The following is a 15,856-nucleotide window of genomic DNA, read 5'->3' as shown; positions in this document are numbered from 1 at the left end:
CGACTCAGGATTTGCGATTGTCGTCGGCTTTCAACAAACCACCGGCGATCGCGATGAAATTGTCGGCGGCCTTGATCAGCGCCGGCGCGGTCAATCCGTAAATGCCGTAAACGTCGCTGGCCGTACCGTGATCCCGACGAATTTTCTGCAACAGAGGTTCGAAATCCCCGTCGCCGGACAGTAAAATCACCCGATCCACTTCGGCGGCGTAATCCAACACATCCAACGTGATGCCGACATCCCAGTCGCCCTTGCTGCTCCCGTCGCGACGCAAGATGTAGGGTTTTAGTTTTACCGTGAAACCGATATTTCTCAGTATGTTTTGAAACGCCTGCTGCTTGCCGTCCCCGCGCTCGATCGCGTAGGCGATGGCGACAACGACTTGCGCATCGGAGGTCGCCAAACGCCAAAACGCGGTGTAATCGAAGTGACGTTGATAGCGTTGCCGAGTCGTGTAGTAAATGTTTTGAACATCGACAAATATCGCTATCTTCTCCATCCGGCTCAGCCCAGAAACGAACAGCAATAGTCGCTGGCCACCCGAACCTTCATCGTAAACTCGGCATTGCCGGCCACGTTAAACGACTCGCCGCCCTTGACGGTTTGCCAAGCATCGCTGCCCGGCAAGCGCACATCCAGTTCGCCGGCCAGAATTTCCATCAACTCCGGCGCACCGGTGTTGAAGGTATATTCGCCGGGCTGCATAAAGCCCAGGGTTTTGCGGCTGCCGTCGGCAAACAGAATGGTCCGGCTGTTAACCTTACCGTCGAAATAGACGTTGGCTTGCTTGACGATGGATACGTTGTTGAATTCGGTCATATTACGAGTCCGTGGGTAAAAAAGGAGCGCAATCATATCAGATCGACTCGCTTTCGAATCGCAAAAAGCCGGGGAGCAGTCGGCTTGTCCGATCCACTGGCAACCCGTTCGACGGCAAAACCGGCCGGGTCCAGCGCATGGCACCACGTTGTCAGCCGTTCGGTTTCGATATCCCCGCCCGGATGACCGGGATAAGCCAATACCGTCAAGATCCCGGTGGAGGCCAACAAGCGACAAGCCGTTTCCAAAGCGGTTAACGTCGCTGCCGCCGTCGTGACGACCGCTTTGTCGCCGCCCGGCAGATAACCGAGATTGAACATCACCGCCGCCAACTTGCCGTGCCATTGTGGCGGAATGTGAACCGCCATTTCGGCGTGACTCGCCAGCGTCAACGCCGCCCGCCCTTGAAAACCGTCCTCGCGCAAGCGCGACCGAGTGTTTTCCAAAGCGCGCGCTTGCACATCAAATCCGAACAGCGTGCCGCCCGCTCCGACGCATTGCGCCAGAAATGCGGCATCATGACCGTTACCCAACGTTGCGTCGACGACGACGTCGCCGGGCTTAACGCATTCGCCCACCAGGGCGTGCGCGCGCTCAACCAGGGAAATGCGAGTCATGGTATCGAGACACGTCGCACCAAGCCGGCAAATCCGCCTTCTGCTGCAAAAAGTCGGCAAAGCGTTCGGCCAGCCAGGGAATGGTCAAACTACCCTTGCTGCCGAAACCGTTGAATATATAGAGATTCCGGTGCCGGGGATGACATCCCAGAAATGGCTGCTTGTCCAACGTGGTCGGGCGAATACCGGCCCGATGCTGTTCGATTCGAATGTCGACCGACGCGGGGTACACGTTCCTTAAGTCAGCCAGCAGCGCTTGCTTGCCGGCTTCGGTCGGAACCGCGTCCAGTTGCGTGGTATCGTAGGTCGCGCCGGTTTTAAAACGTCCATCGCCCACCGGCACCAACCAATGCCGGTAATGCAACATGGTCTCCGGCAGTGGCCCTGTCGTTACGCCGGTCAGAATTTCGCCTTTGGCCGGCTGAAACGGCAAACCGCCGAACCACGGGTTAAAACGGGCGCGATGTCCCTCGCAGAATACGATGCAGCGCGGAGCCAGCTCTCGCCAGCGAAGTTCGGATGCCAACGCGATTTCCCGACAATCGAACTCGGCCGTACGATAAACGCCCATCGCCAGCAGGGCTTCGCGAATTTGCCCCAACAAAGCCTCGGTCCTTAAAAAACCGGTGCTAGTTTGCAGGACCGCGCCAAACGGCGATCGCAAGCCTACGGGCAAAGTTGCGTCGAAGGTCAGAAAGCCTTCGTATATTGGGTCTTCCAGCCGAGCGACCACCCGCTGACGATCGCGCTCATCCCGCAACAGCCGCAACATCGGCATTTCGACGAAAAACGCTTGCCCAAAGTGATTCGCCAACGCCTGGTAGCAAGACATCGCCGCCGGCAACATCTGCGACAGATATGCCGCCTTTACCCAGCGCCGACCGGTGATCGGGTTAATCAAACCCGCCGCGACTTTCGACGCGCTCTCCCGACCGTCGTCAACCAACACGACGCGCAGCCGGCGCCGCAGTAAAGTCCAGGCTAGCAGGCTGCCGGCCAAACCCTGACCGACGATCAAAACGTCGATTTTCACTTATTTGGCCGTCAAGACCTCTCCGCTAAAGCGGATGCCGTCCCAACCGTCGCGCATGAAACGGCGAATATTTTGATGATCGTCGCCATCCGGGTGTTCGAGTACGTCCTTGCGATAATAATCGCCGAACAAACTCAAGGTCTGCTCTACCGTCAAACCCTGCAACGCGCCGAACGCAAACAGCTTACACGACCCTTCGTTTTGCCCGGCGCGATTGAGCAAGGGCTCTATTGACCCGTTACTGAATTCGGTCGGCTGGTAGTGATAATTTTCCGAAATCACGGTGATCGAATCTTGAAATGTCACCGGTTGGTCATCTCGAATCTTCAGTAAAAATTCGTTAAGCATCATTGGCTTACTCATGAAACTCCTTTATAGTTGAGACAATTAGAGACCATATCGCCCAAAACGCAGGCATAAAAGATTATAATTGAATGAAATATCTAGCCATTCGCGCTGCAACCGGCTAAATTTATCCAAGACGCATTGCTGTTACATTTTGTCCATACAATCCGCGACGGCGGCGTAGAATTGTCGGGACCGTACGGATCGCAACCTCAATAACATCATAAGGGAAACATTTTGAAACAGGTAATTACTCTTTTGTCGTTTTGTCTGCTTTTTCCGGCGGTAACCCGCGCCGAGCCCGAACTCCAAGCCACCGCGATTCCGAGCGAACCGGCCGTTAGCCCAACCCCGCCGCCAGCACCCAACGTCATCGTCGAGACCACCGACTACGCGGCTTACCAACTGTCTCCCGGCGACGCCCTGGAAGTCACGGTGTGGAAGGAAGAAGGCTTGCAACAATTGCAGATCCTGATCGCTCCCGACGGGACCATCGTATTCCCGCTGATCGGCACCGTCGCCGCGTCCGGCAAAACCATCTCCGAATTGAAGGACAATCTGACGGCTCGTCTGGCCGATTACATCTCCGACCCGTCGGTCAGCGTCAAGCTGCTCAACAATCAAGGTAATTCAGTGTTCGTTATCGGCAAGGTCAACAAACCCGGTCAAGTGTTTTCCGGCCGGCGCCTGGACGTTCTGCAAGCACTCAGTTTGGCGGGCGGTTTGTCGATTTTTGCGAAGGAAGGCTCTATCAGTATCTTGCGCAGAAACGGCAATGAAATCCAAGTGTTTCCTTTTGACTACGGCGATGTCATCGATGGCGAAGATCTGGAACAGAACATACTGCTGGAACCCGGAGACACTGTTACCGTACCTTAAGGACCTAGATAGAAACGACTATCTATGACTATCAAAAAGGATTTACTGGTAACTGCGATGGCGCTTTGTCCAGCCGGCAGTTATGCTCTCGAATTACTGCTGCAACCCGATTTCAGGCTCAAGGAACGCTATGAAGACAACTTGCGCATGCAGCCCAAGCCTAGCCGCGACAATTGGATCAGCACCGTTTCGCCCAGCCTGACCTTTGGGTATTTGGCCGACGACAACGAATTGAAATCCAGCTTCAGATGGAATGAGTTAATTTACCACGGCAACTCGGAGTTGGACTTTTCCGAAAAGATTGCGGACATCAATCACTTGTTCAAGGGCGAGCGCTTTAAAACCGACATCTCGGCCAATTATGCCGAAGAATCGTCGATCAACACCCAGTTGGACCTAACCGGCTCCGGCGATGTACAAACTCAAGTGCCGCGTAATACCAAATCAATCGCCCCTAACATTAGCTACAGCCTGACAGAGAAAGACACACTACAGTTCAGTTTCGCTTACGTAGAAGTGGCCTTCGATCGCAAGCCAAATCTGACCAACGCGATTCGGTATTCCGATTACGATAATACTCAATATTCGTTAACTGCCGTGCACAATTTTAGCGAGCGGCTCTCCGCCAACGTGTCCACGAGCTACGCGGACTTCAAGTCGAGCAGCAATTCGCCGATAAACCCACTGTTACCCACCTTCACTCGAGCGTACTCACAAGGGTCTCAAACGCTTACCTATCAAATGGGCATGCAATACACCTTTGACGAAGCCACTCAAGTCTCGCTGTCGGCCGGTCTGAGGGACACCAATACTCAAACGTCGAGCGCAAATCAGCTCCGCGGATTAACCATCCCCGGCAGCGCGTTCTCGCAATCTTCCAGCAAAATCGGGCATGTGTTCTCCGCCAACCTGACTCATGCAGAAGATTGGGGCAACTTTAACCTATCGGCCGGCCAGCAATTGAACCCGGCCAGCAGCGGCACCCAACAACAATCGACTACATTCGGGTTGCGAAGCAAATACAACTTAACTGAGCGCCTCAGCACCGGATTTAACGCGAACTACTTGATCTCGGAGTCTCAGTCGACTCTGAGCTCGGCAAACACCAATACTAGCCGAACCTATTTAACCATCTCCCCGAATTTACGCTGGCGCTGGACCGAGGATATCGACCTTGATTTGTCTTATACCTATCGAGACCGCTCCTTCGCGTCCGAAAATCAGACTTCGATAGGCAACAGCGTACAACTACAATTTTCTTATCAACCGCAAATCAATCGTCAGGTGAAATAGCGTGGACAATCAAACCCTCGACATCAAGGACTACCTAAAAATCATCAAGCGGCGCAGGCGGTTTTTATATATTCCCTTCCTGATCATTGCATGTATCGCCGCCGTTCTCGCCGTAGCCTTGCCGGCCACCTATCGCTCGACTTCCACGATTTTGATCGAAGCCCAGGAAATTCCGGTCGACTTAGTACGCTCGACTGTGACAACCTTCGCCGACCAGCGGATTCAAATTATCAGCCAGCGCATCATGACCCGGCCCAACCTGTCGGAAATCATTAGAAAGTACGATCTCTATGCCGACAACCGCAAGAGCGAACCAGAAGAAAAAATCCTGGAGAAAATGCGCAGCCGAATTAAGGTCGAAACCATCAGCGCCGACGTGGCCGACCAACGTAATGGAAAACCCACTCAAGCGACGATCGCCTTTACGCTGACATTCGATGATCGTTCGCCGGTTTTGGCGCAAAAAGTCGCCAACGAACTGACGTCGTTGTTCTTGAAAGAAAACATCAAAGCGCGTACCGAATCCGCTGAAAATGCCGCGATGTTCCTCAGTGAGGAATCCAAGCGCCTGAAGGTCAAGATCCAGGAAATTCAAAATGCCTTGGCTAACTTCAAGGAAAAAAACCTGAATCAATTGCCGCAAATTAGCGCCCTGAACCAACAAGAACTGACGTCCCTAAGTAACCAACTATTGTCGCTGGACAGTCAGGAGCGCTCGCTACATGACCGGCGTTTTTATCTGGAGGGCGAACTGGCTCAACTCGATCCCAATGCGCTGGCGGTCAATGCCACCGGCAACCGGGTTTTCGATATGAAAGACCGTTTGAAGGAACTGCAATCGCAATATCCCTCGGTTTTATCGACCCATTCCGCAAGCCATCCGGACGTCATTAAAATCAAGCGCGAAATCGATTCCTTACAGAAAGAAATCGGCTCTAACGACGACCTTAACAAATTGAACGCCGAGCTGACCGACAAAAAAGCCGAGCAAGCCCTGCTATTGAAGCAATACTCCGAGAAACACCCGGATGTACAAAAATTGCAGAAGCAGATCACCGCGTTGCAACAAAGCCTGGTGGAAGCTAAATCGTCGGGCTACAGCAATGTTTCGCTAAAACCGGACAATCCGGCCTATATCACATTGAAATCGCAGCTTGATTCGGTCAATACCGAAATCGAATCGCTCAATTACACTCGCGGAAAAATCCAAACCAAAATGGAGGATCTGCGTAGTAGCCTGCGCCAAGCGCCTTTGGTCGAAAAGGAATACAGCGATTTGATCCAAGAACTGGACAACACCAATCTGCGCTACCGCGAAGTGAGCGCCCGCGAGATGGAAGCGCAAATCTCGCAACAATTGGAATTAGAACGCAAGGGCGAGCGCTTTACCCTGATCGACCCGCCGCAAGAGCCGCTGGAGCCCTTTAGCCCCAACCGCATCGCAATCTTGGTGCTGGGCATAGTCTTCGCTGGCGCCTGCGGTTTCGGCGCCGTTGCGTTAACTGAAATGGTGGATTCCACAATCAATAGCCCAAAGGCCGTCGCGGCGATTCTAGGCTCGGAGCCGCTGGCTACGATACCGTATTTGGAAAGCCAGCAGGAGAAACAACAGCAAAGCAAGCATCGGTTAATTCTGATTATCGCGGCGATCGGCGCCGGTCTTGCCGCGTTAATCGCATTTCATTTCATCGTCATGCCGCTCGACGTATTTTGGTACAAACTGCTGCGCGTCGCGGGCAACGCTTAAAACACCAGGGAACCCGCCATGAACTCCATCGAAAATTTAGCGGATAAAAATACCGCAAACCCGGCCGCCGGGCTGCCTAGCGATAAAGTCAACATCGCCTACACCCAAACCAAGGTACAAAAAGCCGACGAGCGCCTGCTCAAGCAAAATCGGATCATATCCGCCTTCCCTCAGGGCAAATGGCTGGAGTCCTATCGCATGCTGCGCACCCGTTGCTTGCAGCAAATGGATGCGATGGAATGGAAAACCGTAGCCATCACCAGCACAGGCTCCGGAACCGGCAATAGCCTCACCGCCGCCAATCTAGCCATCAGCATGGCGATGGAGTTGGACCGCACCGCATTATTGGTGGACGCCAATTTGCAAAATCCCAGCCAGCATCAGTTGTTCGGCTTTCCACAAGGCGCCGGCCTCAGCGACTATCTCCTCAACGACAGCGAATTGAGCACGATGCTGGTCAACCCCGGTATCGAACGCCTAGTGGTTTTGCCGGCCGGCAAACCGCTGTTCAATTCGACCGAGATGTTGCGTTCTCCGAAAATGGTTCGTCTGGTTAACGAACTGAAAAGCCGCTATCCGTCGCGGATTATCATATTCGACATGCCGCCGATACTGTCGCACGACGACACCTTGGGTTTCTCGCCCTACGTCGATTGCGTGTTGCTGGTCGTTGACGAAGGACATACCAAAACCGAGGAGCTAAAACACGCCGCAAATTTGCTGAAAGGCATAGACTTGCTCGGCAGCGTATTCAATAAAGCCACCGACGAGACACTCTCTTTCGAACAAGTCTGAATGCCGCGCTTTAAAGCTCGTTGAAATGACTTTCGAGTCGATTACGGTTTTAGGCGCAACTTACCGCTCCGACACTTTAAACCCGATCGGCTAAAGAAACTTTCCAGACCATCAAACAATAAAAAAGGCTAGTTCCCAACGGAACTAGCCTTTTTAGTTTGGCGACTTGCCGGTTTAAAGCTTCGCCAACGTTTCCTTGGCTTCCGCTAAGCCGTCGAATTCAACCTTACCGTCCACCGCCTTTTGCAATTGCTCCTTGGCATTAACGGTATCGTTCAGTTTGAAATACACCATACCTAAATGGTAGCGGCTGATCGCGGCATTCGGCGCTTTCTCGACAACCTGTAGCAACAACTCCTTGGCTCTGTCGAACTTACCCTGTTTGTAAGCAATCCAACCGACGGTATCCAGCAAGTTCGCGTTGTTCGCCTTAGCCAAAGGTTCGGCCATTTTCTCGGCGCGCTGCAAATTCTCGGGCGTCGCCGCGAAATCGGAAATGTAGCTGGCCAAATTATTGACCGCCACCGCCGAATCCGGATGGGCTTTATAAGACTCTTCGTAGAGAGCCAAAACCTTCTCGTGATTACCGCTGCGGTGTATCAGCCGCGCCAAGTCGTCGACCAGTTCCAACGCGCCGTTGGTTTTTTCGATACCTTTGCGGTAGATCGCTTCGGCTTCAGGCTGATTCTTCTGCGCGAGTTCGATCAGCGCCAAGTTCCGATACGGGCTGTACCACTCCGGCTTGATCGTCAACGCCTTTTGATAAATGGCTTTGGCGTCGGCGAATTTTTGTTGGTTCAAATAAACGCCGCCGAGCAAATTGTAAGCGACGAAATGGTCGGGCTGCTGTTTGATGACTTGCTGTAGTTTGGCGACCGCCTTCTCGGGTTGCTTCAACACCAACAAACTTTTGACCATCTCGGTTAGCGGCTCGATGGCATCGGGTTTGCGGTCCAAGGCTTTTTGAAAGGCCTCGACACTGGCCTCCAGTTTGTTTTCAGCCTGATAACCCAATCCCGACATATAAAAACCGGTGGCATCCTTATCGGATAGTTGCTGTACCTGGGTCGCGACATCCTGGGCTTTATCCCAGTGCTTTTGACTGAGTTCGAACTTAAACAATGCTTCCAAACCTTTCAAACTTTTAGGGTTGGCCTTGATCAACGCTTCCAACTGCTGCTTGGCTTGATCCTGCCGACCCGCCTTCATGAACAAGCCTGCCAAATCCATGCGCGCGACCTCGTCGGCGGGAGCCGCCGCGACGACTTTTTCCATGTTTTCCCTAGCCAGTTCATCTTCATTGTTACGCAGATGTGCCGCGGCCAGCAATTTCAAGACCGCAATATTGTTGGGCTGATCGACCAGTACCGAACGGAAATCGGAAATCGCTTCCGGCATTTTGTTGTCGTTCAGCGCGAATTGGCCCCGCAAGGTCAACGCCTCGGCATCACGCGGATTGTTGTCCAACACCTCCTTGTTCAAGACCTTCGCTTCATCGACGCGCTTGGTCATCGAATACAACGCGGCCAACTTGTTGCGGGCACTGATACCGCTGGCTCCCAGTTTATCGAGCTCGACCACCTCTTTTAACGTGGCTTCGGCCTTATCGACTTGCTTCTGCCCTAGCTGGATGTTGGCCAGTTTGAAGCGCAAATCGTAAGCGTCCGGTTTCTTTTCGATCATCGGCAACAACTCGGCGGTTGCCACTTCCGGACTGCGCTTTTCAAGCAAGAAATCCACCAAATAGGATTTGGCGGTATCGTTGTCCGGGAGCTGTTGAACCGCGTCGCGCAATGTCGCCTCGGCTTTATCCAGTTGCTGAGTACTGACTTGGAACAAAGCCAAGGTTCGGTAATGCTGCAGTTGTTGCGGCTCAAGTTTGATCAATGAAGCCAGCAAAGTCTCGGCTTCGCCGAGTTGGCCGGATTTGGCGTAAAGGCCGGCCAGCATGCTGCGCAACGGCACGCTGTCGGCCTTCTTTTCACTGGCTTGCTTGAGCAAACCAATAGCCTTATCGACTTGATTCAATTTGGTTTGAATCGAAGCCATCATCAGCGTGGCCGACACGTCGTCCGGACTCTGTTTCAACGCACGCTCGATCGTGGCAATCGCGGTGTCGTCATTGTTTTTCGCCGCCTGAACGCCCGCCAACAACACCAAGGCCTCGACATTGTCCGGTTGCTTCGCCAGGGCTTCGCCGGCCATTTTTTCAGCTTCGTCCACCGCCCGATTCAGTAATAACAGCTGGCCAACCCTAACGCGCGCCATTACATGATTTTCACTGTTGGCGACAACGGTACTATATTCCTTGAAAGCGTTTTCAATTTTCCCTTGCTTGCTCAGAGCCTCGGCCATTTGATAACGGCTTTCCCAATCCTTGGGATCGATTTGCAACACATTTTTGAAAGCAAGCTGGGCTTTCTCGAAATCGCCGGCCTGCAGCAACTGCTTACCTTCGTCCATGTATTTGGCTTTACGCTCTTCGGCGCCGTTACAGGCTACCAAGCCCGTGGTCAGCACCGCAATGCCCAGAGTCTTTAAAAAGGTTGTTTTTGTCGTCATTGCGTATCTCGCTAGTTCCTGCGTTTGATGAATAACTGCCGGCAAGTGAAGGTGCCTGTTCAAATTTTAACGTATTTGCAAGGTCAAGCAGTGCCGGAATCGGCAAAAACCGTGCGTTGCTGGGTGCGACATGATGACGCACCCAGCAACGGCGTAAAGCGGCAGGGGATTTGCATGAGGATTTTGGCGCCAAAGTCGGCAAACCGACGGTATCGAACGCCAAGCCATACCGTCGCTCATCACCACCCGTGCCGGCGCCTAGCCAGCATAAGCGGCTGACCTGAGAATAAATGCAATTCCTCGCGAGCCGCTATCGCTACAGGATAAAACCGGCCCGAAAGTATTGCCCTCGGGACTAACGCCCGGACTGCGACTCGTCAGAATTCAGCTTTTCCGCGTCGAACTTGTCTTGGTAATCTTGTACCAGACTTTCCATTTCGACTTTGTCGAATTGCAAGAGAGGTTCGTCGCCGACCAGCGCGGTCAAGGTACCGCGATTTTGATAGCGCTCCAGCAACTCGCTGGCGGCTTGGTAAAGTTTAACGTTACGCCTGGCGCATTCTTGCAAATGCTGCTCGACATCCTGCTGCTTGCCGCGCGAAACGTTCAACTGTTTGGTCAAGTCTGCCTGAGTCTGGCTGAGCTGACGATGTTTGTCTTGCCAGTCCTGTAACGCGGCTTGGGACCTATCCAAACGTTGCTTGGCATCGCCGACGGCATTGCGTTGGGCCGCCAACGCACCGCTCAATTCGTCCTTGGCCGCCTGCGCCGCCAATTTCTCCTTTTTCAAACGGTCGATTTCCTGGGAAAGTTTGGCCGCATCGGCTTGCGCGGCGTCGCGTTCGCCTGTCAAGCTTTTAACCAGCGCCTGCAACTTCAACACCGCCGCGCTATCCCCCTTGGCTTCGCGCGGTGCCGCCTGCGCTGCGCCAACGACCGTCGTGGCTAGAATGGCCGCCATCAAACCCGTTTTCATTGCCGATCCCATGCCAGCCTCCTAAAATTGGGTATTGATGTCCATCTGCAACACGTCAATACCCCAGGGCGGACCGCTGATCATATCGGCGCTGAGCCAGCGGCCGGTCAGCCAGACGTTTTTCATCAGGCCGTAATTGCCGCCAACGAACCAGCCCTTGACGTTGGTACCGCCCAAATGGAAGTCCGAATCGGTGAAGGCATCCAACACCGCGTCGCGCCCAACGTATTTGTAGGCCGCGAACACGTTCCAATTGCCGGCCACTTCCACTTTCGGCCAGCCGAAGTCGGCGCGAAATTGCCAGGCGTTGGTTTTTTCATCGACCGGCAAACCGTATCTAGCGCTAACTAAAGCTTTGTTGAAGCCGATGTTTTTCGCGTAATCGCCGCTAAACCTTAGGTGGTAGGGCGCAAACACCGCCATATCGTAGGATGCGTTGATATTGACGATGTTGAAGTCAGAGGCTAAGCCGACCATGGCCGGAAAACCCGTTCGCGACGCCAGGTCGTTACGGTTGCCCTCCGCGCAGATCGTCGCGTACGTATTGCCTCCTTGCAAGAAACTCGGCCTCGAAGCGTTATTAGCCGCAGTATTGTTATCGCAAGTAAATGTGGTCGAGGTGTTTTGGTTCGCCTCGACGTTCACATAATCGAAATACGCGCCGGACAACTTCAAACTATCTTGGTTGTCGAATCCCAATTCGAGACCGGCCTGACCGCCGAACAGCCATTTATCGTTGCTGAACGCGGTTTCCTGCAACGGAAACGCGCCTGCCGTTATAAACACCGAATCCGAGTGATCGGTATTCTCCAGTAAGCTGTCCGAGCCACCCAGGCGCTGCCTGACCGTGGCGGCAAAACCCTCGAACGACAAATCGGTATCCCATACCAACTCGCTACCACCGCTGAATTCGCCGCCGCCGGTATACCAAGGGTTCTTGATCCGGCCACCGCTCAAGGTCAGCCACTTGAATTTGTTGTCGTCAACCCCGTCGTACTGCAGATAAGCTCTATCGACCGTGAATTCGTAACGATTACCAAAATTGGCCAAGGTCTGGTTGGTTGAAACCGGATCGCGCTGGTTACCGGTCGCCAAACGCACACCAGCCTTGACGCTATCGGTAATACTAGCGTCTATACCCAAGCGCAAGCGCTCGCGGAAACGCTGGCGATCATTGGTCGAGTTTTGAAACAACGTTAAGTTATCTTGCGCATTGGTGAAGCCGCCAGCGTCATTCAAGGCTTGGTAGTTAAAATACGAGTCGGCGATATTGTCCTGGGCCATATACTCATGCTGCGAACGCAAGCGAATGTCGCCGGACAGCTTGAAACGCTTAGTCCATTCCGGTAATGCGTTCGGCAAGCCCCATTGTTCGTTCTTGGCTTTTTGCATCACGTCGCCGACGACTTCTTCACGCAGCTCGCTACGCACCTGCTGGCGAATCTCGTCCTTGACGAAATCGGGTACGTAGGCCACCCTGACCTCGTCGGCCGGCACAGCTTCCTTGGCGCCGGCCGCCTTGGCTTGCGCCACCTGTTGCTCCGCGTCGACCTCGGCCTGCTTGATCATCTCATTGGCCATCTTATCGGTAATCACGCCCTGCTTGACCAATTGCTTGATCAAATTGGTGGTGGTGTTTCGCAGCTTCAGCAACTCCTCCTTTTCGCCGGCCTGCGCCGTGCCGATCAGCCCGGACAATGCCAGGGCCATCAGCCGTTTTTTGTTCGCCATGGATCTACCTGTTTAGATTTATAGTCGTGATGAAATTTTTAACTTGATCGGTTGCTGCATGCCGGGCGGCGGCGGCTCGGCGACGCGCTTGAATTTCTCCAGCGAGCGCGTCAGCAATTCGTCGATCTCCGCGTCGTTACTGCCTTTCGCCAATTCCAGACGTTCAACCGACCCATCCGACTTCAGCCAAATTTTGACGATGGCGGTATAACCCTTGCGCCGTAAATCGTCGTGACTACTCAGTAAGTTGGTGATGTCGCTCTTGATCAAGCCGCCGTACCAGGCGTAGGGACTGCCTCCGCCGAACAGGCCGGTACCACCCTTGCGCGCCGCCAGCCCAAACCCGTCGGAACCCGCCGAACCTTCGGCATCCAAACCCAAATCACGGGCCGGCGCTTCGTCGGGCGGCGTTTCCTCGGGTTTGGCTTCCGGCTCGGGCTCCGGCTCCTCGATTTTTTCCTTGATTTCCGGCTCGGGCGGCTTTTCGACCTTGGGCGGCGGAGGGGGCGGTGGCGGCGGTTTCAGCAAGGTAATCGGCTGAATCTTCTTTTCGCCGCGCGCCGGCTTTTCGTTGATGAACTCGCCGATCACCTTGACGATGTAATAGATCGCCAAGGCCGCCAGCGCAAAACCGATCAGACGCGGGATATACACCCGCCAATGTTTGTGTCCGGACATAAGACGTTACTTGACCAAACTCTGCGTTACCAAGCCGACCTGGGTGATTTCCAAGCGGCCCAACAAGGCCAGAATGTCCACAACACTTTGATATTGCACCGTGGCATCGCCCTTGACGACCACCGGCAGTTCCGGATTGGCGGCCTTGTATTGCAACAAGGTCGATTCCAGCTGTTCCATCGTCACCGGAAACGTATCCAAGAAAATCGTACCGTCGGCGGTGACCGTAATCGCTTTAGTTTGCGGCTTGGACAGGCTGGGCGTATTACTGGCCTTAGGCAGGTTAACTTGCACGCCTTGCACCGCCGCGGTGGTCATCAAAATAAACACCACCAACAGCACATAAGCCAGATCGAGCATCGGCGTGATGTTGATCTCGTCGTAAGCGGCATTTTCTTCTTGAACTTTCATGGAAACTTCTCGCGTTTTCGTAGGGTACGCATTGCGTACCGGCTAAATTGCAAGGTACGCAATGCGTACCCTACGAATGGGTGGTCAGCTATGCTGTTCGGCCAATTTGGCGACGAACTCGTCGACGAACACCTGCATATCGGCGGTAATCACCTTAATCTGGCTACCTAAATAGTTGTATCCGAACAAGGCCGGAATCGCGACGCCCAGCCCGGCGACTGTCGCGGTCAACGCAGCCGCGATACCCGGCGCGATGGCGTTGACGTTGACTTCGCCGCTGACCGCGATCGCCGCGAACGTAATCATGACTCCCACCACGGTCCCGAGCAGCCCCAGAAACGGTCCGCCGGAGATGGCGATGGTCAACAACACCATTTGCGAATTGAGTTTTTGCAGTTCGCGGACCAGCGCGCCGTCCATCGAGGCCTTGACCGCGTTCAGCGCCTGCGCCGACAACGCTCGGTCCGCGACATCGGCGCCGACCGCCTTGGCCAGACGCTTGTTCATTTCCTGCACGCCGACGTGATAGACCCGGTAGATCGACGACCCGGCGAACGCGGCGTGATGACCGGTCAACGACAACAGCAACGGCGACTCGTCGAAGTCGCTTTGACCGTCTTCGTCCGCGTGGTCCAACGTGGCAATATCGCGCTGACCTAACCGGCTGAAGGCCGCTTCGAACTTTTTGTTTTCGGACTGGGTCCGGCCCAGCACGATGGCCTTGGCAATCATCACCAGCCAACTGATCACGAACATCACCATCAGGATGCCGATCACCACCCAGCCGTCCACGGTCACGTTGTTCAGCGTCGCGGTAAAATACGACTCGCCGCCCTCCTCGCTGTCCGGCGTACTGTCCTCGCCGTAACTCAACAACGTGGAGTTTTGGCCTTGCAACAAGGCGGTGAAGCGCAAGGCGTTGCCGTCGCGCACCGTTTTGGCAATGCCGAATTCGTCGAGCGCGCCGACGAAGCCGCGGCTACCGTCTAGCGCGGCGCCGATCGCCAACTCGCCGTCCAGCGCAGTCACCGTCGCCGGTACGTTGCCGACCGCCTTGCCGTCGACATATAAGGTGTAACCGCCAGCGTTGCCGGTCACCGCCAACAACTGCCACGCGGCCAGATTCAAGCCGGCCGGACTGACGAATTCCTTGCCGGCCACTTGCAAGACCGGCGCCTGACCTCTAACGGATAAAGTCAATTTATCGCGTTGAAATATGACCGCGTCGGCCTGCGGCTGATCGATCTTGACCCACATCGACAGCGTCCAGCCGGGATCGGTCGCGGTTTGGATCGCCGGCGTGGCCGGCACCTTGATGACCGCTCCGCCGTTAAACCCCGCCGCGTCGCCGATCGCGCCGCCCTCGATCCGGCTGGAGCCGGCGCTACTCGGTTGGCTGGCGTAGGCGGTGGCATCCTTGACCGCATCGGCCTCGAAATGGAAAGCCAGACCTTGGGCGACATCGAACAAGCCGGCGCCGTCCTGGCCGTCCACGGCCTTGGGATTGCCGTAATACATCCAGATCGCCGGCTCGTCGGCATTGGCGATGTCCTTGGGCAATTTCACCCAGATCAGCGCCATCTCGTTGATCGCATCGATTTTCTCGATGTAAAACTTCAGCGGGGTTTTGTCGTCGCCGGCGATAAAGCGCACATCCTTGCCGTTTTCGCCCAGATCGGTAAAGAAGCCGAAATTGCCGGTATGCAGCCGTACCGGTATCAAAGCCTCGCCGACCGGCTTGACGCCTTCCTGCTGCAATTGCTTGGCATCCAGGGTGATTTTCTTCCGGTAACCCCAATCGTCGTTCCACCACGCCAGGGCCGGCTGCGATAAACTCAACAAGGTCAATACTGCCAGGACTATCCGCTTCATGTTTACTCTCAAATCAAAACATATCGCGAATTATCCCCGCCAAATCTTACATTTTTATGACACCTTGGGAATGACGCCAAAGCCTCGGACGGCGCGCT

General features: G+C 54.6%; 15 protein-coding genes. 4 read left to right on the top strand and 11 right to left on the bottom strand.

Annotation, left to right across the window (positions count from 1 at the left end):
• Positions 1-4 precede the first annotated feature (4 nt).
• Genes ACQE3D_RS06760 through ACQE3D_RS06740 form a run of 5 tightly spaced genes read right to left on the bottom strand, consistent with a single transcriptional unit; the run spans position 5 to position 2,832 of the window.
• Positions 5-499, bottom strand: coding sequence for an NYN domain-containing protein (locus ACQE3D_RS06760; RefSeq protein ID WP_064026749.1), 495 nt, complete (start codon positions 497-499; stop codon positions 5-7).
• A gap of 5 nt (positions 500-504) precedes the next feature.
• Positions 505-819, bottom strand: a complete 315-nt coding sequence (locus ACQE3D_RS06755; RefSeq protein WP_168033646.1) for a pyrimidine/purine nucleoside phosphorylase — start codon at positions 817-819, stop codon at positions 505-507.
• Positions 820-851: 32 nt separating this feature from the next.
• Positions 852-1,436: a class I SAM-dependent methyltransferase gene (locus ACQE3D_RS06750; protein ID WP_313728609.1), complete on the bottom strand. Its 585-nt coding sequence runs from the start codon at positions 1,434-1,436 to the stop codon at positions 852-854.
• Positions 1,414-2,469 (bottom strand): NAD(P)/FAD-dependent oxidoreductase, encoded by a 1,056-nt coding sequence (locus ACQE3D_RS06745; protein ID WP_313728610.1) that lies wholly within the window; start codon positions 2,467-2,469, stop codon positions 1,414-1,416. The genes ACQE3D_RS06750 and ACQE3D_RS06745 overlap by 23 nt, the downstream gene beginning before the upstream one ends.
• Complete coding sequence (locus ACQE3D_RS06740) at positions 2,470-2,832, bottom strand: HopJ type III effector protein (RefSeq protein ID WP_313728611.1); 363 nt, start codon at positions 2,830-2,832, stop codon at positions 2,470-2,472.
• A 219-nt stretch (positions 2,833-3,051) separates the two neighbouring features.
• Here ACQE3D_RS06740 and ACQE3D_RS06735 point away from each other — a divergent pair, with 219 nt between their 5' ends.
• From ACQE3D_RS06735 to ACQE3D_RS06720, 4 genes are read left to right on the top strand one after another with little or no spacing between them, the layout of a single operon-like run.
• On the top strand, positions 3,052-3,693 hold the full coding sequence (locus ACQE3D_RS06735; RefSeq protein WP_313728612.1) for a polysaccharide biosynthesis/export family protein: 642 nt from the start codon (positions 3,052-3,054) through the stop codon (positions 3,691-3,693).
• Between the two features lie 24 nt (positions 3,694-3,717).
• A complete protein-coding gene (locus tag ACQE3D_RS06730; protein ID WP_168033653.1) occupies positions 3,718-4,986 on the top strand; it encodes a hypothetical protein in 1,269 nt (422 codons plus the stop codon).
• 1 nt (position 4,987) lies between these two features.
• Positions 4,988-6,733 carry a lipopolysaccharide biosynthesis protein gene (locus tag ACQE3D_RS06725; protein ID WP_313728613.1) on the top strand — a complete coding sequence of 582 codons (1,746 nt, stop codon included), beginning with the start codon at positions 4,988-4,990 and terminating at the stop codon, positions 6,731-6,733.
• Positions 6,734-6,751: 18 nt separating this feature from the next.
• Positions 6,752-7,528, top strand: a complete 777-nt coding sequence (locus tag ACQE3D_RS06720; RefSeq protein ID WP_168033655.1) for a CpsD/CapB family tyrosine-protein kinase — start codon at positions 6,752-6,754, stop codon at positions 7,526-7,528.
• Between the two features lie 174 nt (positions 7,529-7,702).
• Here the strand turns inward: ACQE3D_RS06720 and ACQE3D_RS06715 are convergent, their stop codons facing one another.
• The 6 genes from ACQE3D_RS06715 to ACQE3D_RS06690 all read right to left on the bottom strand — a co-directional run bounded on the left by ACQE3D_RS06715 (position 7,703) and on the right by ACQE3D_RS06690 (position 15,758).
• Complete coding sequence (locus ACQE3D_RS06715) at positions 7,703-10,090, bottom strand: tetratricopeptide repeat protein (RefSeq protein ID WP_313728614.1); 2,388 nt, start codon at positions 10,088-10,090, stop codon at positions 7,703-7,705.
• A 355-nt stretch (positions 10,091-10,445) separates the two neighbouring features.
• A complete protein-coding gene (locus ACQE3D_RS06710) occupies positions 10,446-11,078 on the bottom strand; it encodes a hypothetical protein (protein ID WP_313728615.1) in 633 nt (210 codons plus the stop codon).
• Positions 11,079-11,087: 9 nt separating this feature from the next.
• Positions 11,088-12,797: a putative porin gene (locus ACQE3D_RS06705; RefSeq protein ID WP_168033661.1), complete on the bottom strand. Its 1,710-nt coding sequence runs from the start codon at positions 12,795-12,797 to the stop codon at positions 11,088-11,090.
• Between the two features lie 18 nt (positions 12,798-12,815).
• Positions 12,816-13,475 carry an energy transducer TonB family protein gene (locus ACQE3D_RS06700; RefSeq protein WP_313728616.1) on the bottom strand — a complete coding sequence of 220 codons (660 nt, stop codon included), beginning with the start codon at positions 13,473-13,475 and terminating at the stop codon, positions 12,816-12,818.
• Between the two features lie 6 nt (positions 13,476-13,481).
• The gene (locus ACQE3D_RS06695) at positions 13,482-13,886 is read right to left on the bottom strand and encodes an ExbD/TolR family protein (RefSeq protein WP_071155059.1); all 405 of its coding nucleotides are present in this window, start codon (positions 13,884-13,886) and stop codon (positions 13,482-13,484) included.
• A gap of 84 nt (positions 13,887-13,970) precedes the next feature.
• Entirely contained in the window at positions 13,971-15,758 is a 1,788-nt protein-coding gene (locus ACQE3D_RS06690; RefSeq protein ID WP_313728617.1) for a DUF2341 domain-containing protein, read from the bottom strand.
• Positions 15,759-15,856: the final 98 nt, after the last annotated feature.

This window comes from Methylomonas sp. MS20 (genome assembly GCF_050275925.1).
In the GTDB taxonomy this organism is placed as follows: domain Bacteria; phylum Pseudomonadota; class Gammaproteobacteria; order Methylococcales; family Methylomonadaceae; genus Methylomonas; species Methylomonas koyamae_A.
Note: the sequence above shows the minus strand (reverse complement) of the source record. Positions and strands in the feature narration are given on the sequence as shown.